We start from the raw sequence: 22,550 nt of genomic DNA on the forward strand, positions 1-22,550 counted from the left end.
GGGTCAGCAGGGAGCGGCGCCCTCGTCGAAGAGGCGGCGGGCCCAGTCGGCGTACCCGGCGATGGTTTTTCGGACCGTGCGCCCGTCGTGCAGGAACAGGTACGCGCGGTCGCCGCTGCGGGCGAGGAGCCCGTTGAGCCGGTGCGTCCCCTGTGGAGCGGGCAGTCGCGTGACGGACGGGTAGCGGGCCCAGACCTCGTCGATCGGTGAGCCGGCGGTGATGCCCTCCGGTGTGCGCATCGGATCACCGACCCACAGCAGCACCAGCCTGTCCTCGATGAAGACCGGGCTGACCGTGTCGTGGCCGGTGAGCACCGGTCCGCAGGCGTCCTGGTCGGTACGCAGGACGCCCCGGCGGGTCAGCTCGGCCTCGGTGTCGCCGAACTCGACGTTGCGCAGGCCGTTCAGGTCGATGATCTCGACGTTGCCAGCGGGCCGGTTCGGCGGCATCGGGTCGGGCGGCGGCGTGCCGCTGCCCGCGATCGAGGCAGCAGCCAGCAGCATCGCAATAAACACGAATTGTCGCAATTTCATGGAATCCCCCAGTCCCCAACGGGACGGGGCCGCTCAGGTTGCTGCCCGTCGCCGGATTACTGGTTTTCCCACTGTTCGACCAGCTCGTCCCAGTAGTCGGCGCTGAGTCGCCGTCGCCCGTGCGCCAGCCAGCCGTCGGTGTTGCGCTCCAGGTGCAACCCCACCTCGGCGAACGGGTCGATCCACGTGCCCCGCTCGACGCCGAGCTGAACCAGCGCCGCGTTGATCGGCCACTCCTCGCGCGGCGCATCGAGGACGTCGTCGAAGCGCGGACCCCAGGACAGGGCGCCGTCCAGCCACACCGCCGCCGACTGGTGACCGATGCCACCGCCGAACTCGGCCTCCACGTACGCCACCGGGCCCGACCGCGACCAGCGGGCCAGCAGGTCGGCCAGCGCCGGCGACAGCACCAGCTCGAACGGGTGCGCGGTGCTGCGGTCGTCGGTCGCGTAATCCGGCAGCGAACCGGTCAACTCCACCACCAACTGCGGGGTGATCGGCAGCAGCGCGAAATCCTGCCGCAGCTCACCGAGGACCGCGTGATCCAGCTCGGCGGTCTGCTCGCGGAGCAGGTCCACGTCCGCGACCACCGCGCTGAGCTGGTAACCCATCGAACCCTCCGCCGTCCACAGCCTGTGGATAGAACATGTGTACGACGGTTCTCCGGGTGCCGCCGGTCCCTGGAACGGTACCGGTGTTGCCGGCGGTTCGAAGCGCTCAGACCCGTTCCGGCGGCACCGCGACGGCCCGCACGGTGTCGGCGAGCAGGTGTGGATGGGAGAGCATCGGGTGATGGCCGGCGGGTAGCTCGACGGTCCGGGTCGCGCGGGCGGCCTGGAGGCGTTGCAGAGTGGGCGGCGTGGCGCGATCCTGGGCGCAGACGACAGCCGTCGACGGCAGATGACGCCAACCCGCGTGCCCGACCGCAGCGGTGAGCACCGACGCCTCCTGCCGGGTCAGGCGGGCAACCGCCCCCTCGACGGCCTGCTCGTCGCAGTCCTGAAGGAACAGCTCGCGCACCGACTCACGTCGTACGCCGAACGTGCCGTCCGGGGAGAAGTCCAGGTAGGGGGCCGGCTCCGCCGGGGCCAGGTGAGCCAGGGCCTGCCCGACGTCCGGCAGGAACGAGCTGACGTACACCAGATGAGTGACCTCGCCGGCGTCGGCGGCCTCGGTCGCGACCACCCCGCCGTAGGAGTGCCCCACCAGCACCGCCGGGCCGACCTCGCGCAGCACCCGTCGGGTCTGGGCGACGTCCGCCGCGAAGTCGCGCTCGGCGCCCGCCACCTCGCCGCAGCTCGGCAGCCGGACCGCGACGCTGTCCAGACCATCGGCGCGCAGCGCGGCGGCGACCCGCGACCACCACCACTTGCCGTCGCGGACGCAGGCGCCGTGCACGAAGACCACCCTCATCACCGTCTCCCGTCCGGCGAGCCCTTCGGTGGGTCGCCCCGCCATCGACGTTCCGTTGACAGCCGCAGATCTTGGACAGTTTCCGTTCCGCGCGAACGGAAACTGTCCAAGATCTGCGGCGGTGAGCCCTCCGTGGGCGTCAGTCGCGGCGGGCGACCTGGGTGACGAACGCACGCCAGGCCGTCGGCACGAAGGCGAGCGCCGGGCCGCTCGGGTCCTTGGAATCCCGCACGCCAATCACGCCGGGCAGGTTGTCGGCGACCTCGACACACGCGCCGCCGTTGCCGCTGCTGCGGCTGCTCTTGCGCCACCGGGCGCCGTTCAGCTCCATGTCTCCGCCACTTCCGTCATCAGATCGACCGACTGCCGGTGCGACAGCGCCTCGCCGCGCACGTTCTCCCATGCCGCCATCATGGCCGCGATGTCGTCCGGGTCGCTAGCCACTTGTCCCTGGAGCTGGTTGTCGAGGTAGCCGGCGACCCGATGGTCGTGGCTGTGCGCGATCACGAACGGCCCGTTGAGGCCGGCGTACGCGCCGACCGCGCTGGGCACCACGTGCACCCGGATGTGTGGCTCCGCGCAGGCGGCGACCACGGCCAGCAGCTGCTCGCGCATGGTCGCCCGGCCGCCCACCGGCCGGCGGAGGATCGCCTCGTCGATGACGGCCGTGAACTGGGGCGGGTCGTCCCGCTTCAGCACGCCCTGCCGGTTGAGCCGCACGCTGAGGTGCCGCTCGATCTCGCTCGGCGGGATCAGGCCCGCGCCGCCGAGGACCGCGCGGGCGTACGCCTCGGTCTGAAGCAGCCCCGGCAGGACCGTCGATTCGAACCAGCGCAGCGACACCGCCTCGCGCTCGATCTCCTGCCACGGACGAAACCAGATGGGGTCACGACGTCTTGAAGTGTCCGGCCAGATGTCCGACACGTCCTTGTGGAGGGCTTCCGCTGCCGCGAACCGATGCCGAGGATGCGGGATGCGGCCCTCGGTCAGCCAACGCGCCACGGTCTTCGGGTCGACGCCGACGGTCTCGGCGAGGGATTCGGTGGTGTGCCCGGTGTCGTTGAGCGCCACCCGCAGCGCGTCGTTCATGGCTCCTCCATCGGATGTCTCGAATATCTGAGAACCATATAGTTACGGGGTGTACTTGTCCGATTACGCGCCCGAGAGTGGTCCACAGAAGACGGCGTGGCCGGTGGAGGCGCGAGAGCCCGGCGGTCGGCGTCAGTCAGAGGGTCGCCCCGGCGGGGAGGGCGGGGCGACCCTCTTCCACCGCCAAGGAGGCTCGACCATGCCCCGCCGCCACCGGGACCACCTACCGACCCGACCCACCTGGCGCTGCGCGGCGTGCGGCATCGCCTGGCCCTGCTCGGCGGCGAAGCTGCGGCTGCTCGGCGAGTACCGGAACGACCGGCTGGCGCTGACCGTCTACCTCGCGACGCTCCAGGCCGAGGCCGGTGAACAACTCCGGGACATGGAACCGGCCCGGCTCACCGAACGCTTCCTTTCCTGGACCCGCGCCCGGGGGTGAGCCCGGCCGGGATGGCGTTCGCGGCGACGAGCGCGGGCGCCGGTCACCCGCTCGTCAGGGTCGCCAGATGGCGACGCCTACGTCCCGGCGCCGCTCGGCGAACCGCCCGTCCCGCGCCGCCGCCGTCAACAGCTCGCGCAGGTCCGCCTCGAAGGCGGCGAGCCGGTCGGCGAACAGGTGCGGTGCCGAACTGGACAGCGAGAAGACCGCCGAGGCAATCTCGTCCACCGAGCGTTCCACGACCATCCCCTGCTCGACGGTGATGCGGGTGGGGCCCGCGAAGCCCGCCGCGAGCATGATCTCCCCCTCGCCTCCGGGGGTGCCGGAGGGCAGTGCTCCCTGGCCGGCCCGGCGGACCGGCCCCAGGTAGCGCGCGACCAGCTCGTCGATCTGCGGCCAGGGAGGTCGGGGACGGGACAGCAGGTCATCCCCGGTCACGCCCTGATGGGTGTTGGCGCTGACGTGAACCCAGGCCCCGTCGGGCGTGAGCATGTCGCGGACCCGCCGGGCCACCAACGGTCGGTCCATCCAGTGGAACGACTGGGCGAACGTGGCCACCCGGAACGTACCCAGGTCGGCCGGCAGAGCTTCGGCGCGCAGGTGCCGCCACTCGACGATGGTGGTCTGCGACTCGGCGGCTGTGCGCTGCGCCTCGGCGAGCATGCCCCGGTCGGGGTCGACCCCCACCGCCGCCTCGAACAGCGGCGCCAGCAGCAGCGTCAACGACCCGGGGCCACAACCGACGTCCAGGAGGCGGCCGGTGCCGTCCAGGTCGAGCGCCGTACGGATGGCGTCGGCGAGTTCGGGCGGATAGGGCAGCCGGCCCACGCTGTAGTGGTGCGCGCTGCCGGCGTACAACGTCTCGTCCCACTCCCACGCGGTCTCGGCCATGGCGTCGATGACACCACAGCAAAAACGCCCAGCCGACCGGTTATCGGTCTGCTGGGCGTTGCTGCTGCTCAGGCGAGCGGAGGATACGAGATTCGAACTCGTGAGGGTGTAAACCCAACACGCTTTCCAAGCGTGCGCCCTAGGCCTCTAGGCGAATCCTCCGCGAGCCAGGATACAGGCCCCCGTCGGTCGGGCCACCCCACCACCCCCTGAAGATCGACGGGCCGTCGGGTAGGGTTGGCGGCACCTCCCGTGCGGCGGTATCTCGTGAACCTCCCCAGGGCCGGAAGGCAGCAAGGATAAGCGAGCTCTGCCGGGTGCACGGGAGGCCTTTTTGTCTCCGGGGCCTTGATCCACTCCAGGTCGCCGATGTGGGGCTGTTCTGGGCCGTGGATACCGCCACGTCGCCGAGATGGAGTCGATCAAGCGCGGCAACCCGGGGTAACCCAAGCTGCCCGGCGGGGTGGGTGGTCACCCGCGCCCGACCGGCGCAGAATGGCTCGGTCGAGAGGAGGCGGGACGAGTGACGCTGGCGCTCTACCGCAAGTACCGGCCACGTACCTTCGCCGAGGTCATCGGGCAGGAGCACGTCACCGAGCCGTTGTCGCAGGCGCTGCGCAGCGGCCGGCTCAACCACGCCTACCTCTTCTCCGGCCCCCGTGGCTGCGGCAAGACCACCAGCGCCCGGATCATGGCCCGCTCGCTCAACTGCGAGCAGGGCCCCACCCCCGAGCCGTGCGGCAAGTGTGAGTCGTGCCGCTCGCTGGCCATCGACGGCACCGGGTCGATCGACGTGATCGAGATCGACGCGGCCAGCCACGGCGGTGTCGACGACGCCCGCGAGCTGCGCGAGCGCGCGTTCTTCGCGCCCGCCAGCAGCCGCTTCAAGATCTACGTGATCGACGAGGCGCACATGGTCTCGACCCAGGGCTTCAACGCCCTGCTCAAGCTCGTCGAGGAGCCCCCGGAGTACGTCAAGTTCATCTTCGCCACCACCGAGCCGGAGAAGGTCCTCGGCACGATCCGGTCGCGGACCCACCACTACCCGTTCCGGCTGATCCCGCCGAAGGTGGTCCGCCCGTACCTGGAGCAACTCACCCAGGCCGAGGGCGTCGCCGTCGAGCCGGCGGTCTTCCCGCTGGTGGTTCGCGCCGGTGGCGGCAGCATGCGGGACAGCCTCTCCGTGCTCGACCAGCTCATCGCCGGCGCCGGCCCGGAGGGCGTCAGCTACGCCCGCGCCGCCGCGCTGCTCGGGGTCACCGACGCCGCGCTGATCGACGAGATGTGCGACGCGCTGGCCGCCGGTGACGGCGCCGCCGCGTACGCCACCGTCGACCGGGTCGCCGAGGCCGGGCACGACCCGCGCCGGTTCGCCTCCGACCTGCTGGAACGGCTGCGCGACCTGATCGTGCTCCAGCAGGTGCCGGACGCCGCCGCAAAGGGCCTCATCGACGGCCCCGCCGACCAGATCGAGCGGATGGCCGCCCAGGCGTCCCAGCTCGGCCCGGCCACGCTCTCCCGCTGCGCCGACATCGTGCACGACGGCCTGGTGGAGATGCGCGGCACCACCGCGCCCCGTCTGCTGCTGGAGCTGATCTGCGCCCGGATGTTGCTGCCCGGCGTGGACGACTCCGCCGGCGGCCTCCTCCAGCGTCTCGAACGGATGGAACGCCGGCTCACCCTGGGCGGCACCGACGCCGCCGGCTCCGCGTCGGCAGCCCAGCAGGGGGTACGCCCACAGCACGCCCCTCCGGTCCCGGCTGCCGCCACCCCGGCACCCGCGAACGCCCCGACCTCAGCACCGCCGTGGGACGTCGACCCGACCGCGTCCCCGACCCCGGGCGCGCGGGCCGCAGACGCTGCTGGCTCGGGCGTGGTGGGTTCGGGTGCCGCGGGCTCGGGCGCTCGCGTTCCCGGCGTACCGGCTTCGCACGCGCCCTCGGGGGCCGACTCACCGATTCCGGCCTCACCCGGTGCGTCGGCCGTCGCCGCGTCGACCTCCGCTGACCCGGCCGCCGCACCCGTCTCGCCCGCCGGACCGGGCACCGGCTCGCCGGCCCCACGTCGCGTGCTGCCGCCGTCGGCCGTACTGCCCGACCCGGCGACACCCGTGCCGCCTCGCCCCGGTGCGCCGGCCGCCGCACTGGACGCGGTAGCCGTCCGCCGGGCCTGGCCCGACGTGGTCGGCAAGGTCAACCGGACCAACAAGCGGATCGCCGCCCTCATGCGCGACGCGGTTGTGCGGGAACTCGACGGCGACATGCTGGTGCTGACGGTGAAGTCCACCGTGCTGGCCAAGATGATGGCCGATCATGCGGCGGTGCTCACCGACGCGCTCTACGAGGAGTTGGGCGGACGCTGGCAGATCCGCTGCGAGGTGGCCGGCGAGCGGGGTGGCGTGTCACTGTCCGGCCCGCCACGCTCCCAGCCGGCCGCGCCGCCCCGCCCGACCCCGGCCGCGCAGCCGACCGCGCCGACCTCAACCGCGCCAACCGCTGCCCCGCAGCCCTCCGCGCCGACCTCAACCGCGCCAACCGCTGCCCCGCAGCCGACCGCGCCGACCTCAACCGCGCCAACCGCTGCCCCGCAGCCGTCCAGGTCGACCCCGACTGCGCCGACCGCGGTTGCCGCGCCGCCTGCTCCGGCGGATGTCCGACCTGCCCCCACGAACACATCGCCCAACGCGTCTCCGGCCTCGACGAACACAGCCGCCGCGGCGGGCTCGACGAACGCCCCGGCGGCTGCGACACCTGACGACGAGGACGACTGGCCGGAGGCTGCGCGCCCCGGTGGCAGTGCTCCCGCCGCCCAGGTGACGGATGACGACGACTGGCCGGAGGCCGCCCGACCGGGCGGTACCGCCGTGGACGACCGCGACTCTGCCTCCGCACCCGCGTCGACAAGCGTGAACGGTGCCGACGCGGCCCACACCAGATCGAACGGCGCGGCGAACGGTGCCGGCCCGGCGGCGAACGGCGGCGGCCCCGGCGGCTCCGGCGCGGTGACCGGTAAGCCGGACGCACGGGCGGCCAACCCGACGCCTGCGGTCCGGCAGCCGGCGACAGCCGGTGGCGCACCGGTGAGCAGCGCCATCGCCGCCGCCCGAGCGGCGGCGGCGGGGCGCGGCGCGCGTACCGCATCGGCGACCCGGCCCGTCGCGGACGCCGAATGGGCCGGCGAACCGCCTTACGACCCGGACTTCGACGGCCCGCAGCGCGGTAGGCGCCCGGGTGGCGGGGTGCCGGCGGCGGTACCGACCTATGAGGGGTTCGACCCGGGCGACGAACCGTTGGACGAGGTCATCGACGAGAAGACGGCCCGGGAGTCCAGCGAGGAGCAGGCGGTACGGCTGCTCCGGGAGACCTTCGGCGCCGAGAAGATCGACGAGGTGGACGCCCGCTGACGCCCTGCCCCGTCGATCATGAAGTGGTGTGGCTCTCGGCCGACACCGCAGCCTCCTTGGTGACGGGGCCGGGCGGGGTTTCGGCGAGCAGGGCACCCAGGCAGCAGGCCCACACGGGAAAGGGCAGCACCGCTACGCGTTCCATGCCGCCCACGCCGATCCCGAGGCCCTGCTGGGCGAAGAACAGCACGGTCCCCGCCAGCGCGGTCGACCCGGCGGCAAGGGTGAGCGCTCGCCACCGGCCGAGCACCGTGGTGTGCGGCGCGAAGCCGGCGAGGAGCAGCCCGACGTTGCCCACGCCCATGATCAGGAATGCGCCGAGGACGTGCAGGTTCTCGTCGACGTCCGCCGGGTAGCAGCCCACCAGGGCGTACCCGCCGGCCGCCAGCAGCAGCAGCGTCTGCGCGGAGCGCACCACCGCGCCGCGACCGAGTGACCGCCAGGTCAGCAGGAGCCCGGCGGCGAGCAGCACGGCGGTGGCCAGTATCGCGGCGTTCATCAACGGGTGCCAGGGAGAGCAGACGTACCGGGGCCGGGTGGTGTCCCAGATGCCGCAGTGGACGTTGCCGAGGTCGCTGATGTTGTGGCTGGCCCAGCTGTAGGCCGGCTCGCGCCAGCGCAGGCCGGCGACCAGGCTGGCGACGAGGAAGACCGGTGCGGCGATCACCCAGCACAGTGCGCCGACCCGGACCGTGGGGTTGAGGTTCATGCTGTCGAGCAGACCAGCGCGGTGGGTGCCGACGCACTACCCGCAGATGGCCGGTTCGGGGTGGTGCCAGCCCTACCTCGCGGGTCGTTCGGCCGGGCGGCTCGTCGGACACGTGCCCGTCGTCGCGTCGCTGGTGCGCGAGCAGTACGGCCGGTCGTGAACCGGGTCATCCCCGCTCCCCGTGGAGGAGCCGGCACGGCCCGGCGTGGGCGGACGCACCGGGCGGGGCGAGGTCGGTCCCAGCGGTTAGGCTGGTCGGCGGCCGAGCAGACGAGTGCGAGAAGGAGCCATCCGTGCGCCCAGGTGGACAGCCGAACATGCAGCAGATGCTGAAGCAGGCGCAGAAGATGCAGCAGCAGATCGCCGCCGCCCAGGCCGAGCTGGCCGAGGCCGAGCTGACCGGCACGGCCGGCGGAGGGCTGGTCACCGCGACCGTCTCCGGCTCAGGTGACCTGAAGGCCATCAAGATCGACCCGAAGGCCGTCGACCCGGACGACGTGGAGACGCTGGAGGACCTGGTGATCGCGGCCGTGCACAACGCCGCCGAGGCCGCGCGCGAGTTGACCGAGCGCAAGATGGGTCCGGTCGCCGGCGGCATGGGCGGCCTCGGCCTGCCCGGTTTCTGAGCCGGCAGATGTACGAAGGCGCCATCCAGGATCTGATCGACGAGCTGGGACGACTGCCGGGCGTGGGCCCGAAGAGCGCCCAGCGGATCGCGTTCCACGTCCTGTCGGCCGACCCGGCCGACGTCAACCGGCTGGCCGGCGCGCTGCGCAAGGTCAAGGAACTGGTGCGCTTCTGCACGACCTGTTACAACGTGGCCGAGTCCGAGCAGTGCCGGATCTGCCGCGATCCGCGCCGCACCGACGAGGTGCTGTGCGTGGTGGAGGAGCCCAAGGACGTGGTGGCCATCGAGCGGACCGGTGAGTTCCGCGGTCGCTACCACGTGCTCGGCGGCGCGATCAATCCGCTGGAGGGGATCGGTCCGGACAACCTGCGCATCCGGGAGCTGATGACCCGGTTGAGCGGCGGGGCGGTCCGGGAGTTGATCCTGGCCACCGACCCCAACACCGAGGGTGAGGCGACCGCCACCTATCTGGCGCTGATGGTGAAGCCGATGGGGATCGCGGTGACCCGGCTGGCCAGTGGGCTGCCCGTCGGCGGTGACCTGGAGTACGCCGACGAGATCACCCTGGGCCGGGCCTTCGAGGGCCGCCGAGCCGTCTGACCCCCCACAGATTGTCGGCGGTGGGCTACAACTGAGTGGGTCCGCGCGACGAGCGCGGACCCACCGGCGTACCCGGGGGAGGTGGCGTGTGGCGACGCGGCGGCCGGAACAACGGTCCTGGGCCCCGGCGGTGCTGGTGGTCGTGCTGGCCCTGGTGATCGCGGGCGTCCTCGTGGCGATCGAGGCGGGGAGCCGGCGACTGGCCGCGGACACCCGCGCCAAGGAGGCCGGGGCCGAAGCCGCCGTGACCCGTGACGCCCAAGCGTACGGCGCCGCGGTCGTCGCCGCCGGGGACCCGGCGCCGACCGACGAACGGTTGGCGGCGGTCGCGGAGGGTGCCCGGGTCGAGGTTCGGGAGGTTCGCCGGGCGCCCGACCTGGTGGTGGTCGTGTACGGTTCCGCCCCTGTCGGCACGTTGTTCGGAGCGGGCAACGTGACTGTCTGCCACCGCGTGACCTTCCACGACCTGGGCGCGGCCACGGCGGGTTCGGCCGTCGAGCGGTTGGCCGACTGCCCACCGCCCGTGGCCTGGCCGTCGCCCTCCTGACGCGCCCCGAGGACGTCGACAACCGGCGTCGACGGCTGGTGTCGTGGCGTCGGAATTATGTGTCGCTCTATGTATTCGCCGTGGCGTCGACTGTCAGACGTCCGCGCAAGGTGTCGGCTTGGTAGCGATTGCCGGACGGCCGTTCCGCTTCCGGTGTTACATGTCATAGCCTCCCGCACACGGACCGAGCCACAGCTCGGCGTGGTCATGCGCATGACAGAGGTGAGAGATGCAGGCGAGAAGGCTTAAAACGGCCGTGGCCATCGCGGCCGTTGCCGCTCTGGCGGTCGGCGCGGCCGGCTGCGCGAAGAGCGAGCGCGACGGCGACAGTGGCGAGGCCAAGACTGGCGGCACCTTCATCTTCGCGGGTGCCGGTGACCCGAAGAACTTCGATCCGATCTTCAACGATGACGGTGAGTCGTTCCGGCCGGTCCGGCAGATGTTCGACACCCTGGTGAGCCACAAGCCGGGCACCGCCGACCTTCAGGGCGGCCTGGCCGAGAGCTGGGAGCACGACCCCGAGGGCAAGGTCTGGACGTTCAAGCTCCGTCAGGGTGTGAAGTTCCACGACGGCACCCCGTTCAACGCCGCCGCGGTCTGCTTCAACTTCGACCGCTGGTACAACATGAAGGGCGCTGCCGCCCAGTCCCAAATGATCTACTACATGGACACCTTCGGCGGGTTCGCCAAGAACGAGGCCGAGGGCGCCGGCGAGTCGATCTACAACAAGTGCGAGGCCAAGGACGACGGAACCGCCGTCCTGACCCTGAACAAGTACAAGGGCGCGTTCCCCGGTGCCTTCGCGCTGACCTCGCTGTCGATCGCGAGCCCCGAGGCGCTCAAGAAGTACGACGCCAACACGGTCACGCAGAACGGCGACTCGTTCTCGTACAGCGCGTTCGCCAACGAGCACCCGGTCGGCACCGGTCCGTTCACCTTCGGCGGCTGGGACAAGGCCAAGAACGAGATCACCCTGAACCGCAACCCGGACTACTTTGGCGAGAAGGCCAAGGTGGACAAGATGATCATCAAGGTCATCAAGGACGAGAGCACCCGTAAGCAGGAGCTCCGCGCCGGCACCGTCCAGGGCATCGACTTCCCGGCCCCGGCCGACGGCAAGGCGCTCGAGGCTGAGGGCTTCCAGGTCATCAACCGCCCGGCGTTCAACATCCTCTACCTGGGGATCAACCAGAAGAACCCGAAGCTCAAGGACCTGCGGGTGCGCCAGGCGCTCGCCTACGCCCTCAACCGCCAGCAGCTGGTGCAGACCAAGGGCCCGATCGGCGCCAAGGTCGCCGACGAGTTCATGCCGGACACCGTGCTCGGCTACGCCCCGGACGTGCAGAAGTACGAGTACAACCCGGACAAGGCCAAGCAGCTGCTCAAGGAGGCCGGCGCCGAGGGTCTGACGCTGAACTTCTACTACCCGCCGGACGTCACCCGGCCGTACATGCCGAACCCGCAGGAGATCTTCACCGTCCTCGCCAACGACCTGCAGGCCGTGGGCATCAAGGTCAACGGTGTGCCTCGCCCGTGGAACGGTGGCTTCAAGGACGACGTGCAGCAGTTCGGCAAGCACGACCTGCACATCCTCGGCTGGACCGGTGACTACAACGACCCGGGCAACTTCGTCGGCACGTTCTTCGGCCGGGGCAAGGCCGAGTTCGGCGACCAGTCGATGAACGAGATGTTCGACGCCATCACCAAGGCTGACGGCACCGTGGACGAGGCCGGCAAGAAGGCGGCCTGGGAGCAGGTCAACCGGGACATCGCCGCCAAGTGGCTGCCGGCCGTTCCGGTCTGGCACGCGCCGCCGGCGATCGTCGTCACCAAGGATGTCAAGGGCCTGGCGGCCAGCCCGCTGACCGACGAGCGATTCAACACGGTCAGCATCAGCAAGTGACGTCCGTCGGCTGACGCCGTAGGCGTGAATCGGCCCGGTCCGGGGCTTTCTCCCGGCCCGGGCCGATTCCGCGATCATCGAGAGTCTGGTGTGAAGAGATGTTGCGAGTCATAGTCCGCCGCCTGCTGCAGTTGGTGGTGACCCTCATAGCGCTGTCGGCGCTGATCTTCATCTGGCTGCGGAACCTGCCCGGTGGCCCGGTCGAGGCGCTGCTCGGCGAACGGGCCACGCCCGAGCGCCGCGCCCTGCTGACCAAGGCGCTCGGCTACGACCAGCCGATCCTGGTGCAGTACGGCAAGTTCATGCAGCGGGTGGTCACCGGCGACTTCGGCAACTCGATCCGGACCGGCGACCCGGTCACCGAGGTCATCAGCCGGGCCTTCCCGGCCACCATCGAGCTGGCCCTCGCCGCGATGATCATCGCCGTTGGTCTCGGCATTCCGCTGGGATATCTCGCGGCGCGCTGGCGGGGACGCTGGCCGGACAACCTGACCATCGCCGGCACCCTGCTCGGCATCTCGATCCCGATCTTCTTCCTGGGCTACCTGCTCAAGGATGTCTTCACGCAGAACATCCACTGGTTCCCGCCGTCCGGGCGGCTCACCACCGGTCTGGACAACACGAACGTCACCGGATTCTTCGTGCTCGACGGCCTGCTCACCCGCGAGTTCGACGCCAGCGCCGACGCGTTGTGGCACCTGATCCTGCCGGCGATCACCCTCGCCACCATCCCGCTGGCGGTGATCGTGCGCATCACCCGGGCCAGCGTGCTGGACGTCCTCAACGAGGACTACGTACGCACCGCCGAGGCGAAGGGCCTGCGGCACCGCACCATCCGCGGCCGGCACATCCTGCGCAACGCGCTGCTGCCGGTGGTCACCACCATCGGTCTGCAGACCGGCGCGCTCCTCTCCGGCGCGGTGCTCACCGAGAAGGTCTACAACTGGGGCGGTATCGGCACGCTGATCACCGACTCGATCAGCGGCGGCCGGGACTACCCGGTGCTCCAGGCGATCATCCTGCTGGCCGCGCTGGTCTTCGTAGTGGTCAACCTGCTGGTCGATCTCTCCTACGCCTTCATCGACCCGAGGGTGCGTGTGCGATGAGTGACCCCATCACCCAGGCCGGAGCGCCGACGCCCCGCAGCGGGGACGACAAGCCCCGCCCCGGCATGAGCGAGCGCAGCATCGGCGTGCTCGGCGACCGCAAGAAGGCGCGGCTGGACGAGTTGGCCCGCGCGAGCGCGTCCGACCGGGGCGGGATCAGCCTCGTCCGGGACGCCGTACGCCGGCTGCGGCGCAACCCGGTGGCCATCGTCGGCGCCACCATCGTGGGACTGTTCGTCCTGGTGGCGATCTTCGCTCCGCTGATCGCACCGCACTCTCCGGTGCAGCGCTTCGACGAGCTGACCAAGGGCCTCACCGTCGACACCATCCCGGGGGCCAGCAGCGAGTTCCCGTTCGGCTCCGATCCGCTCGGTCGGGACTTCCTGTCCCGCATGATCTACGGCGCCCGGCAGACGCTCTTCGTGGGCGTACTCGCCACCCTCATCGGTCTCGCGCTCGGGGTGCTGATCGGCGCGATCGCCGGTGCCTTCGGCGGCTGGGTCGACGTGGTGCTGATGCGCCTCACCGACGTGATGCTGGCCCTGCCGAGCCTGCTGCTCGCGATCACCCTGGTCGCGATGGCCAGCCGGTCGAGCCAGTGGACGGTCATCTTCGCGGTGGCCATCGTGAGCGTGCCGATCTTCGCCCGGCTGCTGCGCGGCTCGATGCTGGCCCAGCGGGAGAGCGACCACGTGCTCGCGGCCCGCGCGCTCGGCGTCAAGGAGCGCAACATCGTGCTCCGGCACATGCTGCCCAACTCGCTGACCGCGGTGATCGTGCAGGCCACCCTGACCTTCGCGGTGGCCATCCTGGACGCCGCGGCGCTCTCCTTCCTGGGCCTCGGTGACCCGGACATCAACCGGGCCGAGTGGGGCCTGATGCTCGGTGTGGACGGTCAGCGCTACTTCGAGGTCCGCCCGGAGTTGGCGTACTACCCGGCGCTCGCGATCATCGTGGTCGCGCTCGGCTTCACCCTGCTCGGTGAGGCGATGCGCGAGGCGATCGACCCGAAGAACCGGCGGTGACCACGGTGCGCGCGATCAGCACGGCCGGCGTGAGCCGGCGAGAGGAAGTGACCCGATGAGCCTGCTCGACGTCCGTGACCTGAGCGTCGTGTTCCAGCGGCGGGGCGAGCGGCCCTTCACCGCCGTCGACAAGGTCAGCTTCACCGTGGAGCCGGGGCAGACCGTCGGCCTGGTCGGCGAGTCCGGCTGCGGCAAGAGCGTGACCAGCCTGGCCATCATGGGCCTGCTGCCCAAGCGGGGCAACAAGGTCAGCGGCGAGGTGCTCTTCGAGGGCACCGACCTGCTGAAGCTGCGCCCCGACGACATGCGGGACCGGCGCGGCCGGGAGATCAGCATGATCTTCCAGGACCCGCTGTCGTCACTGAACCCGGTCATCCCGATCGGTCTGCAGGTGGCCGAGGTGCTGGAACGCCACCAGGGCCGGGACCGCAAGCAGGCGCTGCGGGAGGCACGGGACCTGCTCGACGCCGTCGGGATCCCCGACCCGCAACGGAGACTCAGCGAGTACCCGCACCAGATCTCCGGCGGAATGCGCCAGCGCGCGCTGATCGCCATCGCCCTGGCCTGCAAGCCTCGACTGCTGATCGCCGACGAGCCGACCACCGCTCTCGACGTGACCATCCAGGCGCAGATCCTCACCCTGCTCAAGCAGTTGGTCGACGACACCGGCACCGCGCTCGTGATGATCACGCACGACCTGGGCGTGGTGGCCGGGCTCTGTGACACCGTCAACGTGCTCTACGGCGGCAAGGTCGTGGAGCGGGCCCGGCGGCACGAGCTGTTCGCGCACGCCCGGCACCCGTACACCCACGGGTTGCTCAACTCGGTGCCGCGGCTGGACTCACCGCGCGGTGAGCGGCTGCACGCCATCCGCGGGTCGGTCTCCGACAACATCCCGTGGACCGAGGGGTGCGCGTTCGCCCCGCGTTGCGACAACGTCGTGGACGCCTGCCTGGAGGGGCCTCCGCCGCTCGAACCCACCGCCACCGGCGGCGACCTGCGCTGCAACAACCCCGTCTCCGAGGAGGTGGCGGCCCGATGACCGAAGAGACCACCCCGCTGATCGAGCTGCGCGACGTCAAGGTCCACTTTCCGATCAAGAGCGGTCTGCTCTTCGACCGGACCGTCGGCTACGTCTACGCCGTCGACGGCGTGTCGCTGAGCATCCGCAAGGGCGAGACGTACGGCCTGGTCGGCGAGTCGGGCTGCGGCAAGTCGACGCTGGGCCGTGGCCTGCTGCGGCTCGTCGAGCCCACCGACGGCGAGATCGTCTTCGACGGCACCGACGTCCGGGCCCTCAAGGGCGAGGCGATGCGGCACGCCCGTCGCCGCATGCAGATGATCTTCCAGGATCCGCTCTCCAGCCTCGACCCTCGACAGTCGGTGGAGTCGCTGCTCGTGGAGGGACTGAAGGCGCACGGGCTGGCCGGCGACAAGGCCGAGACGAACCGGCGGTTGCGCGAGACGCTGGAGGCGGTGGGCCTGCCCGCGTCGGCACTCAGCAAGTACCCGCACGAGTTCTCCGGTGGCCAGCGCCAGCGGATCGGCATCGCCCGGGCCCTGGTGCTCAACCCGGACCTGATCGTCGCCGACGAGCCGGTCTCCGCACTGGACGTGTCGATCCAGGCGCAGGTGCTCAACCTGCTCGAGGATCTGCAGAACGAGCGGGGTCTGACGTACCTGATCATCGCGCACGACCTGGCGGTGGTCCGGCACATCGCCGACACGGTGGGCGTCATGTACCTGGGTGGTCTGGTGGAGGAGGCGTCCAGCGACGACCTCTACCGCGAGCCGATGCACCCGTACACCCGGGCGCTGATGTCCGCGGTGCCGGTGCCCGACCCGGTCGTCGAGGACCGTCGGGAGCGCATCCTGCTCGCCGGCGACCTGCCCTCGCCCACCAACCCGCCGTCGGGCTGCCGGTTCCACACCCGGTGCCCGTGGGCGCAGCCGACCCGCTGCGCCAGCGATCGACCGGAACTGCGCGACGTGGTCGGCGGCCACCGGGTGGCCTGCCACTTCGCCGAGGACATCGCCGCCGGCCGGATCCGGCCGCACGAGGTCGAGGTGGAGCTGGTCCGCCCGGCCGAGGGCACCGGCCCGCTCGACCCGCCGGGTGAGTTGATCCCGACGCCGTGACGACACAGTGAGTTGATCCGGACGCCGTGACGACACCGGGGGTCGTCCTGTCACAGGACGGCCCCCGGTGCCACGGGTCGACGGTGCCCGGGCGTGGCGTCAGCCCTCCGGGCGGTGCAGCAGGGCCACCGCCACGGCGTGCACCGCGTCCAGCCCCGCCGGGTCGGCGAGCGGCACCGAGCCGCCGGTCACCGCGTACCACTCGTCCGCGTCCTTGTACTGCACCCGCAGCGTGACCTTGCCGTCGGCGTACTCGGTGCGCAGGGTCAGCTCGCCGGTGACCACCCCGACCTCGTCGGTCATCACCCCGCCCGGTCCGGGCATGATGTCGGCCGTGCGGCTCTGCGCGCCACCGGCGCCGTCGGAGTCCGCGACCATGCCGGCCCCCGGCACGGCGGCCGGGGCTTCGGCGCTGCCATCCGCGGTCATGCCCGCCGCGGCCGGGCCTGTGTCACCCTTCGCCTCGCCGTCTGTCGCGGCTCCCTCGCTCATCAGCAACCCTCCAGCATGTCGGTCAGGGCGGCCTTCTCGGCACTGGTCACCGTCAGCCGCCAGTGGTGCTTGACCGTCACCCAGTCTTTGGCGTACTGGCACCAGTACGACCGGTTCGCCGGTTTCCACTGGGACGGGTCCTGGTCACCCTTTGCCCGATTGGAGGACGCGGAAACCGCGAGGAGCTGCGGCCGGGTGGTGTCGTTGGCGAAGTCGCCGCGCTTCGCGTCGTCCCACTCGTCGGCGCCCGAGCGCCACGCGTTGGCCAACGGCACCATGTGGTCGATGTCCACGTTGGAGGGATCGGTGGCGCTGCGACCGTCGTACACGCTCTCCCAGCGACCGCCGACGACATTGCAACCGGACAGCTTCACGTCCTTGCCGTCGCGTTGCAGGATGCTGTCCCGCACGTCGCAGTTCTTGCCGGTGTTCCGCCAGTGCGGGAAGCGGTTCCGGCTGTAGCCCTTCATCGAGCCGGCCTCGGCGACGGTCAGCTGGCCCAACTGCTGCACGGCGTTGCCGCCGTCCGTCGGTGGTGGCGGCGTATCGGCCTCGTCCGGAGGGACGCAACCGGCTACGCCGAGCGCCAGCGCCGCGACGAGCGCGGTCACCGCCGCGCGCTGTCCTGATCTGGTACGCACAGACGACACCTCTCCAGCTTGCGGGCTCCCGGCGATTGCGCACAGTACCCGGGCATGGTTTCGGCGTTTCGTGGCGTCTCCCACATCCTGCAAGGCAGATTGGTGAGATGACCACAGCCGTACCGTCGCCCGCTCTGCGGATGGGCACCGCCGCCGGCCGGGGGACGCTGCTCGCCGCGGTGCTCGCCTCCGGCATGGTCTTCCTCGACAGCACCGTCGTCAACGTCGCGCTGCCGAAACTCGGTCAGGATCTCGGGGCCAATGTGGCCGATCTCCAGTGGACCGTGAACGGGTACCTGCTGATGCTGGCGGCGTTCGTGCTGCTCGGCGGGGCGCTCGGGGACCGCTTCGGCCGGCGGCGGGTCTTCCTGATCGGGGTGGTGTGGTTCACTCTGGCCTCGGTGCTGTGCGGGCTGTCCCAGGGCACCGGCGCTCTGATCGGGGCCCGGTTCCTCCAGGGCGCTGGCGGGGCGCTGCTCACCCCCGGCTCCCTGTCGGTGCTCCAGGCCAGCTTCCACCCGGACGACCGGGGTAAGGCGATCGGCGCCTGGGCCGGGCTGTCCGGTGTGTCCACCGCGCTGGGCCCGTTCCTCGGTGGCTGGCTGATCGACGCGCTGTCGTGGCGGTGGATCTTCTTCCTGAACCTGCCGATCGCCGTGCTGGTGGTGCTGGCCACCGCCCGCTGGGTGCCGGAGAGCCGGGACGAGAACGCCTCCCGGACGCAGGGGCCGGGCCGGACGCGACGCCGGTTCGACGTGGCCGGGGCGCTGCTCGGCGCGTTCGCGCTCGCCGGCGTCACGTACGCCCTGATCGACGCGCCCGCGCGGGGCTTCACCTCGGCGTCGGTGCTGATCGCCGCGCTGGTCGGGGTGGTGGCCGCGGTGACCTTCGTGCTGCTGGAACGGCGGCGCGGCGACACGGCGATGCTGCCCACCGGGCTGTTCACCAGCCGGCTCTTCTCCGTCCTGAACATCTTCACCGTGGTGGTCTACGCGGCGCTGGGCGGGTTCACCTTCTTCTTCGCCGTCTACCTGCAGAACGTCGTCGAGTGGTCGGCCCTTCGCACCGGGATCGCGCTGCTGCCGATGACGGTGCTGCTGCTCATCGGGTCGGCCCGGGCGGGCGCGCTGTCGGCGCGGATCGGCCCCCGGCTGCCGCTGGCCGTCGGACCGGTGATCGCCGCCGCCGGTCTGCTGCTGCTGCGTGGCGTCAGCCCCGGCGCGTCGTACTGGACCGACGTGCTGCCCGGGGTGCTGCTCTTCGGCCTCGGGCTGACCCTGGTGGTGGCGCCGCTGACCGCGTCGGTGCTCGCGGCGGTCGAGGACCGTTTCTCCGGAGTGGCCAGCGGCTTCAACAACGCCGCGTCCCGCGCCGGCGGTCTGCTCGCGGTGGCCGCGCTGCCGCTGCTGGTCGGCCTCTCCGGCGGCGGGTACGAGCAGAAGACCGAGCTGACGCACGCGTTCCGGGGCGCGATGGTCTGGTGCGCCGGCCTGCTGCTGGCCGGCGCGGTGCTGGCCCTCGTCCTGGTCCACCGACCGCCCCGCGCGGCTCCACCGTCGCAGCCCTGCCACTCGCTGCCCGCCTCCACACCCCCGAAGTAAGGAAGGGCCCCTTATTAACGCCAGGCGTTAATAAGGGGCCCTTCCTTACAGTTCGGGGTCCGGAGGGTGCGATCAGGCGCGGGCGCGGTTGACGGCGCTGGTGACCGCCTTGATCGACGCGGTGACGATGTTGGCGTCGGTGCCGACACCCCAGACCGTCCGACCGTCCACCTCGCACTCCACATAGGCGGCGGCCTGCGCGTCTCCACCGGAGGACAGCGCGTGCTCGTGGTAGTCGAGCACCCGGACGCCCACCCCGACCGAACCGAGCGCGTTGACGTACGCGTCGATCGGGCCGTTGCCGACCGCGGCGAGGGACCGCTGCTCGCCGCCCACGCCGACCTGTGCCTCGATCTCGACCTTGCCGTCGGTGGTGCCGATCGTGTAGCCGCCGAACCGGATCGCCGGGTCGGGCTGGTGGTCGAGCAGGTAGTGCGTCGCGAAGATCTCCCACATGGCGCGCGGGTCGACCTCGCCGCCGTCGTGGTCGGTGACCTGCTGCACGACCCCGGAGAACTCGATCTGGAGGCGGCGGGGCAGGTCCAGTTGGTGCTCGCTCTTCATGATGTACGCGACGCCGCCCTTGCCGGACTGCGAGTTGACCCGGATGACGGCCTCGTAGGTGCGGCCCAGGTCCTTCGGGTCGATCGGCAGGTATGGCACGGCCCAGGTGTGCTCGTCCATCGGCACGCCGGCCGCCTTCGCGTCGGCGGCGAGCGCGTCGAAGCCCTTCTTGATGGCGTCCTGGTGGGAGCCGGAGAAGGCGGTGTAGACGAGGTCGCCCGCGTACGGGTGGCGCTCGTGCACCGGGAGCTGGTTGCAGTACTCGACGGCCCGCCGGATCTCGTCGATGTTCGAGAAGTCGATCATCGGGTCGATGCCCTGGGAGAAGAGGTTGAGCCCCAGCGTCACCAGGTCGACATTGCCGGTGCGCTCGCCGTTGCCGAACAGGCAGCCCTCGATGCGGTCCGCGCCGGCCAGCAGGCCCAGCTCGGCGGCGGCCACCCCGGTGCCCCGGTCGTTGTGCGGGTGCAGGCTCAGCACCACGCTGTCGCGGCGCGGCAGGTGCCGGTGCATCCACTCGATCGAGTCCGCGTACACGTTGGGCGTGGCCATCTCGACGGTGGCCGGCAGGTTGATGATCAGCGGCCGGTCGGGCGTCGGGTCGATCACGTCGATCACCCGGGAGCAGACCTGGAGCGCGTACTCCAGCTCGGTGCCCGTGTAGGACTCCGGTGAGTACTCGTAGAAGATCTCCGTGTCCGGGGTGTGGATCTCGGCGTACTTCTGGCACAGCCGCGCCCCGGTGGTGGCGATGTCGGCGATGCCGTCCTTGTCCAGGCCGAAGACCACCCGGCGCTGGAGGGTGGAGGTCGAGTTGTAGAAGTGCACGATCGCGCGCTTGGCGCCGCGCAGCGACTCGAACGTCCGGTCGATCAGGTGCTCCCGGCACTGGGTGAGCACCTGGATGGTGACGTCGTCCGGGATCATGTCCTGCTCGATGAGCTGCCGGACGAAGTCGAAGTCGGTCTGGCTGGCCGACGGGAAGCCGACCTCGATCTCCTTGTAGCCCATCTGGACCAGCAGCTGGAACATCCGCCGCTTGCGCTCGGGCGACATCGGGTCGATCAGCGCCTGGTTGCCGTCCCGGAGATCCACCGCGCACCAGCGCGGGGCGGCCTCGACGGTGCGGGTGGGCCAGGTGCGATCCGGCAGGTCGATCCGGAACTGTTCCCGGTAGGGCTGGTAGCGGTGGTACGGCATCCGGCTCGGGCGTTGCCGAGCGATCGGATCGGGTTCGGCGTCGGTGACAGGTTGAGCCATCTCAGAGTGCTCCCTGGAACATGTGGCGTCAGCAGATCGGAAGGTGTCGGCGAGCTGCCGGGCGACAGTGCGCGGCGGTGCCGAGAAGAAGTTCGGATGTGCTGGACGGCGCGATGCGACTCCGCGACGAGGTGCCGGCCGGTCAGGCCTCGTCGCGGCTGCTAAGGAGAAGAAACGCCCGCCACATGACCAGGTCACCCTACGTGATGAAACGGAGGGTGGGAAGGTCGGTCCGGACTATGGGACCGATGTCATCGTCGGCTCCGGGGCCTGGGAACCCAGCCTCGGCGTCCGTCCGGCCCAGGTCACCGCGGGCACGATCGCCACTCCGACCAGCACGAAGATCGCTGCCGTCGGTAACCAACCCCAGCCGCCGGTGGTCACCCCGAGCGCGGTCAACCCCGCCGGGGCGATCAGGTACTGCACCTGCTCGCCGAGCCGGAACGCCCCCACGTACGCGCCGCGCTGGCCATCCGGCGGGAGGGTGGCGATGAGCCCCCAGGCGCCCGCCGACTGGATCAGCTCGGCCAGGATCAGCAGCGTCGCGGCGGCCACCAGCACCACGACGGTGAGCGGGCCCCGGGTGACCCCGGAGACCGGCAGGACCAGACAGGACACGGCGATCAGCAGGCCCCCACGACGGGAGGCCCGCGCCGCGCCCGCCGCGGTGTCGGCGCCCCGGCTGACGCGTACCTGGAGCAGCACGATCAGGACCGTGTTGAGCAGCACCAGAGCGGCGATCACCGTCTTCGGGGCGTCGGTGTGAGTGAGGATCCAGAGCGGCATGACCGTCAGGTAGAGCACCCCGTGCGCGGTGAGCAGCCCGGAGAGCAGGGACACCGCCATGAACGGCCGGTCCCGCAGCACGGCGAGCCGACCCATCGGCTCTACCGGCCGGGCCACCTGCGGCAGCCGGGGCAGTCGCCGTACGAACAGGGCCGTCACCAGGATCACCGTCGCGATGAACCAGACCATTGCGCGGTACGCCTCGATCGTGTCCACGGCCAGCACCAGGCCGCTGATCACCGCGCCCAGCCCGAACCCGACGTTCAACGACGAACGCTGGTACGCCATGGCCGTGACCCGTTCGGCCGGGGGGAGCGCGTTGATCGAGTAGACCTGGCGGGCCACGCCTGTCGACGCGTACACCGCCGCCAGCGCCACCACCACGGCGAGGAAGCTCGCGAAGCCGCCCACGAACGGGTACGACGCGAAGAGCGCCGCGTCCAGCACCAGCCCGACCACCCAGACCCGCTGCGGCCCGAACCGGTCGGTGAGCCCGCCCAGCGGCACCGTGCCCAGCAGCGACACCCCCGCCGCGATGGACAGGCCCAACCCGACCTGGGCGGCGCTGAGCCCGAGCGCCCGGGTGAAGAAGACGGCGCTGCCGGCGTGGAACAGGCCGCTGCCGACGGCGTAGACCATGGCCTGCACGGCCAGCGCGCGGGTCAGCCCGGCCGGCGGTACGACGTTTGCCACGGCGGTGCGGATGGAGTCTCTGGCTCCCATGGCTGGGAAGTGAACCGGGCTCCCACGACAGCGGTCGAGCCTTTTAGGCTGGACCGA

Annotated in this window: 23 protein-coding genes, 1 tRNA gene and 1 other RNA gene; 13 read left to right on the top strand and 12 right to left on the bottom strand. The window is 71.0% G+C overall.

Annotated elements, in window-relative coordinates; genetic code table 11:
• Window positions 1–3 precede the first annotated feature (3 nt).
• From OG505_RS28275 to OG505_RS28295, 5 genes are all read right to left on the bottom strand, one after another.
• Window positions 4–498, bottom strand: a complete 495-nt coding sequence (locus tag OG505_RS28275; protein WP_405434764.1) for a hypothetical protein — start codon at window positions 496–498, stop codon at window positions 4–6.
• A 92-nt stretch (window positions 499–590) separates the two neighbouring features.
• Window positions 591–1,145 carry a hypothetical protein gene (locus OG505_RS28280; protein WP_405429089.1) on the bottom strand — a complete coding sequence of 185 codons (555 nt, stop codon included), beginning with the start codon at window positions 1,143–1,145 and terminating at the stop codon, window positions 591–593.
• A gap of 106 nt (window positions 1,146–1,251) precedes the next feature.
• Window positions 1,252–1,992: an alpha/beta hydrolase gene (locus OG505_RS28285; protein WP_405429090.1), complete on the bottom strand. Its 741-nt coding sequence runs from the start codon at window positions 1,990–1,992 to the stop codon at window positions 1,252–1,254.
• A gap of 94 nt (window positions 1,993–2,086) precedes the next feature.
• Window positions 2,087–2,278 (bottom strand): DUF397 domain-containing protein, encoded by a 192-nt coding sequence (locus OG505_RS28290; RefSeq protein WP_405429091.1) that lies wholly within the window; start codon window positions 2,276–2,278, stop codon window positions 2,087–2,089.
• Window positions 2,269–3,036, bottom strand: coding sequence for a Scr1 family TA system antitoxin-like transcriptional regulator (locus tag OG505_RS28295; protein ID WP_405429092.1), 768 nt, complete (start codon window positions 3,034–3,036; stop codon window positions 2,269–2,271). Before OG505_RS28295 ends, OG505_RS28290 begins: the two co-directional genes overlap by 10 nt.
• Window positions 3,037–3,235: 199 nt before the next feature.
• Between OG505_RS28295 and OG505_RS28300 the strand changes: the two genes are divergently transcribed.
• The gene (locus OG505_RS28300) at window positions 3,236–3,475 is read left to right on the top strand and encodes a flavin reductase (RefSeq protein WP_405429093.1); all 240 of its coding nucleotides are present in this window, start codon (window positions 3,236–3,238) and stop codon (window positions 3,473–3,475) included.
• 54 nt (window positions 3,476–3,529) lie between these two features.
• Here OG505_RS28300 and OG505_RS28305 read toward each other — a convergent pair whose 3' ends face one another.
• Together OG505_RS28305 and OG505_RS28310 are read right to left on the bottom strand one after the other, a co-directional pair.
• On the bottom strand, window positions 3,530–4,366 hold the full coding sequence (locus OG505_RS28305) for a class I SAM-dependent methyltransferase (RefSeq protein WP_405429094.1): 837 nt from the start codon (window positions 4,364–4,366) through the stop codon (window positions 3,530–3,532).
• A 77-nt stretch (window positions 4,367–4,443) separates the two neighbouring features.
• A tRNA-Ser gene (locus OG505_RS28310) sits at window positions 4,444–4,528 on the bottom strand.
• An 82-nt stretch (window positions 4,529–4,610) separates the two neighbouring features.
• On the opposite strand from OG505_RS28310, the gene ffs reads away from it, so the two are divergent.
• Window positions 4,611–4,700, top strand: an RNA gene (ffs, locus tag OG505_RS28315) — signal recognition particle sRNA small type.
• Between the two features lie 189 nt (window positions 4,701–4,889).
• On the top strand, window positions 4,890–7,769 hold the full coding sequence (locus OG505_RS28320) for a DNA polymerase III subunit gamma and tau (protein ID WP_405429095.1): 2,880 nt from the start codon (window positions 4,890–4,892) through the stop codon (window positions 7,767–7,769).
• Window positions 7,770–7,785: 16 nt separating this feature from the next.
• Here the strand turns inward: OG505_RS28320 and OG505_RS28325 are convergent, their stop codons facing one another.
• Window positions 7,786–8,478, bottom strand: coding sequence for a DUF998 domain-containing protein (locus OG505_RS28325; protein WP_405429096.1), 693 nt, complete (start codon window positions 8,476–8,478; stop codon window positions 7,786–7,788).
• Between OG505_RS28325 and OG505_RS28330 the strand changes: the two genes are divergently transcribed.
• The 9 genes from OG505_RS28330 (at window position 8,477) to OG505_RS28370 (ending at window position 16,426) form a co-directional block, all read left to right on the top strand.
• A complete protein-coding gene (locus OG505_RS28330) occupies window positions 8,477–8,638 on the top strand; it encodes a hypothetical protein (RefSeq protein WP_405429097.1) in 162 nt (53 codons plus the stop codon). The two genes, OG505_RS28325 and OG505_RS28330, sit on opposite strands and share 2 nt — an antisense overlap.
• Before the next feature lie 157 nt (window positions 8,639–8,795).
• A complete protein-coding gene (locus OG505_RS28335) occupies window positions 8,796–9,104 on the top strand; it encodes a YbaB/EbfC family nucleoid-associated protein (RefSeq protein ID WP_405434766.1) in 309 nt (102 codons plus the stop codon).
• Window positions 9,105–9,112: 8 nt separating this feature from the next.
• Entirely contained in the window at window positions 9,113–9,706 is a 594-nt protein-coding gene (gene recR / locus OG505_RS28340) for a recombination mediator RecR (protein ID WP_074315222.1), read from the top strand.
• A gap of 88 nt (window positions 9,707–9,794) precedes the next feature.
• Window positions 9,795–10,253 carry a hypothetical protein gene (locus tag OG505_RS28345; RefSeq protein ID WP_405429098.1) on the top strand — a complete coding sequence of 153 codons (459 nt, stop codon included), beginning with the start codon at window positions 9,795–9,797 and terminating at the stop codon, window positions 10,251–10,253.
• A 229-nt stretch (window positions 10,254–10,482) separates the two neighbouring features.
• Entirely contained in the window at window positions 10,483–12,156 is a 1,674-nt protein-coding gene (locus OG505_RS28350; protein WP_405429099.1) for an ABC transporter substrate-binding protein, read from the top strand.
• A gap of 98 nt (window positions 12,157–12,254) precedes the next feature.
• Window positions 12,255–13,262, top strand: a complete 1,008-nt coding sequence (locus OG505_RS28355) for an ABC transporter permease (RefSeq protein ID WP_405429100.1) — start codon at window positions 12,255–12,257, stop codon at window positions 13,260–13,262.
• Window positions 13,263–13,327: 65 nt separating this feature from the next.
• A complete protein-coding gene (locus OG505_RS28360) occupies window positions 13,328–14,287 on the top strand; it encodes an ABC transporter permease (protein ID WP_405434769.1) in 960 nt (319 codons plus the stop codon).
• Window positions 14,288–14,342: 55 nt separating this feature from the next.
• The gene (locus OG505_RS28365) at window positions 14,343–15,329 is read left to right on the top strand and encodes an ABC transporter ATP-binding protein (RefSeq protein WP_405429101.1); all 987 of its coding nucleotides are present in this window, start codon (window positions 14,343–14,345) and stop codon (window positions 15,327–15,329) included.
• Window positions 15,326–16,426 carry an ABC transporter ATP-binding protein gene (locus OG505_RS28370; RefSeq protein WP_405429102.1) on the top strand — a complete coding sequence of 367 codons (1,101 nt, stop codon included), beginning with the start codon at window positions 15,326–15,328 and terminating at the stop codon, window positions 16,424–16,426. Before OG505_RS28365 ends, OG505_RS28370 begins: the two co-directional genes overlap by 4 nt.
• A gap of 99 nt (window positions 16,427–16,525) precedes the next feature.
• On the opposite strand, the gene OG505_RS28375 is transcribed toward OG505_RS28370, so the two are convergent.
• Both OG505_RS28375 and OG505_RS28380 read right to left on the bottom strand, forming a co-directional pair.
• Entirely contained in the window at window positions 16,526–16,918 is a 393-nt protein-coding gene (locus OG505_RS28375) for a hypothetical protein (RefSeq protein WP_405429103.1), read from the bottom strand.
• Window positions 16,918–17,559, bottom strand: coding sequence for an HNH endonuclease family protein (locus tag OG505_RS28380; protein WP_405429104.1), 642 nt, complete (start codon window positions 17,557–17,559; stop codon window positions 16,918–16,920). Before OG505_RS28380 ends, OG505_RS28375 begins: the two co-directional genes overlap by 1 nt.
• A gap of 107 nt (window positions 17,560–17,666) precedes the next feature.
• On the opposite strand from OG505_RS28380, the gene OG505_RS28385 reads away from it, so the two are divergent.
• Entirely contained in the window at window positions 17,667–19,160 is a 1,494-nt protein-coding gene (locus OG505_RS28385; protein ID WP_405429105.1) for an MFS transporter, read from the top strand.
• Between the two features lie 72 nt (window positions 19,161–19,232).
• On the opposite strand, the gene leuA is transcribed toward OG505_RS28385, so the two are convergent.
• Entirely contained in the window at window positions 19,233–20,984 is a 1,752-nt protein-coding gene (gene leuA / locus OG505_RS28390; RefSeq protein WP_405429106.1) for a 2-isopropylmalate synthase, read from the bottom strand.
• A gap of 237 nt (window positions 20,985–21,221) precedes the next feature.
• A complete protein-coding gene (locus tag OG505_RS28395) occupies window positions 21,222–22,493 on the bottom strand; it encodes an MFS transporter (RefSeq protein WP_405429107.1) in 1,272 nt (423 codons plus the stop codon).
• Window positions 22,494–22,550: the final 57 nt, after the last annotated feature.

Source organism: Micromonospora sp. NBC_00617, assembly GCF_045161355.1.
Taxonomy (GTDB): Bacteria; Actinomycetota; Actinomycetes; order Mycobacteriales; family Micromonosporaceae; genus Micromonospora.

Excerpts from the sequence above, each read along its gene's own strand:
- OG505_RS28280 (WP_405429089.1), bottom strand. The coding sequence starts at position 1,145 with ATGGGTTACCAGCTCAGCGCGGTGGTCGCGGACGTGGACCTGCTCCGC.
- OG505_RS28285 (WP_405429090.1), bottom strand. The coding sequence starts at position 1,992 with ATGGCGGGGCGACCCACCGAAGGGCTCGCCGGACGGGAGACGGTGATG.
- OG505_RS28290 (WP_405429091.1), bottom strand. The coding sequence starts at position 2,278 with ATGGAGCTGAACGGCGCCCGGTGGCGCAAGAGCAGCCGCAGCAGCGGC.
- OG505_RS28295 (WP_405429092.1), bottom strand. The coding sequence starts at position 3,036 with ATGAACGACGCGCTGCGGGTGGCGCTCAACGACACCGGGCACACCACC.
- OG505_RS28300 (WP_405429093.1), top strand. The coding sequence starts at position 3,236 with ATGCCCCGCCGCCACCGGGACCACCTACCGACCCGACCCACCTGGCGC.
- OG505_RS28305 (WP_405429094.1), bottom strand. The coding sequence starts at position 4,366 with ATGGCCGAGACCGCGTGGGAGTGGGACGAGACGTTGTACGCCGGCAGC.
- OG505_RS28330 (WP_405429097.1), top strand. The coding sequence starts at position 8,477 with ATGCTGTCGAGCAGACCAGCGCGGTGGGTGCCGACGCACTACCCGCAG.
- OG505_RS28325 (WP_405429096.1), bottom strand. The coding sequence starts at position 8,478 with ATGAACCTCAACCCCACGGTCCGGGTCGGCGCACTGTGCTGGGTGATC.
- OG505_RS28335 (WP_405434766.1), top strand. The coding sequence starts at position 8,796 with ATGCAGCAGATGCTGAAGCAGGCGCAGAAGATGCAGCAGCAGATCGCC.
- recR (WP_074315222.1), top strand. The coding sequence starts at position 9,113 with ATGTACGAAGGCGCCATCCAGGATCTGATCGACGAGCTGGGACGACTG.
- OG505_RS28350 (WP_405429099.1), top strand. The coding sequence starts at position 10,483 with ATGCAGGCGAGAAGGCTTAAAACGGCCGTGGCCATCGCGGCCGTTGCC.
- OG505_RS28355 (WP_405429100.1), top strand. The coding sequence starts at position 12,255 with ATGTTGCGAGTCATAGTCCGCCGCCTGCTGCAGTTGGTGGTGACCCTC.
- OG505_RS28360 (WP_405434769.1), top strand. The coding sequence starts at position 13,328 with ATGAGCGAGCGCAGCATCGGCGTGCTCGGCGACCGCAAGAAGGCGCGG.
- OG505_RS28365 (WP_405429101.1), top strand. The coding sequence starts at position 14,343 with ATGAGCCTGCTCGACGTCCGTGACCTGAGCGTCGTGTTCCAGCGGCGG.
- OG505_RS28370 (WP_405429102.1), top strand. The coding sequence starts at position 15,326 with ATGACCGAAGAGACCACCCCGCTGATCGAGCTGCGCGACGTCAAGGTC.
- OG505_RS28375 (WP_405429103.1), bottom strand. The coding sequence starts at position 16,918 with ATGAGCGAGGGAGCCGCGACAGACGGCGAGGCGAAGGGTGACACAGGC.
- OG505_RS28385 (WP_405429105.1), top strand. The coding sequence starts at position 17,667 with ATGACCACAGCCGTACCGTCGCCCGCTCTGCGGATGGGCACCGCCGCC.
- leuA (WP_405429106.1), bottom strand. The coding sequence starts at position 20,984 with ATGGCTCAACCTGTCACCGACGCCGAACCCGATCCGATCGCTCGGCAA.
- OG505_RS28395 (WP_405429107.1), bottom strand. The coding sequence starts at position 22,493 with ATGGGAGCCAGAGACTCCATCCGCACCGCCGTGGCAAACGTCGTACCG.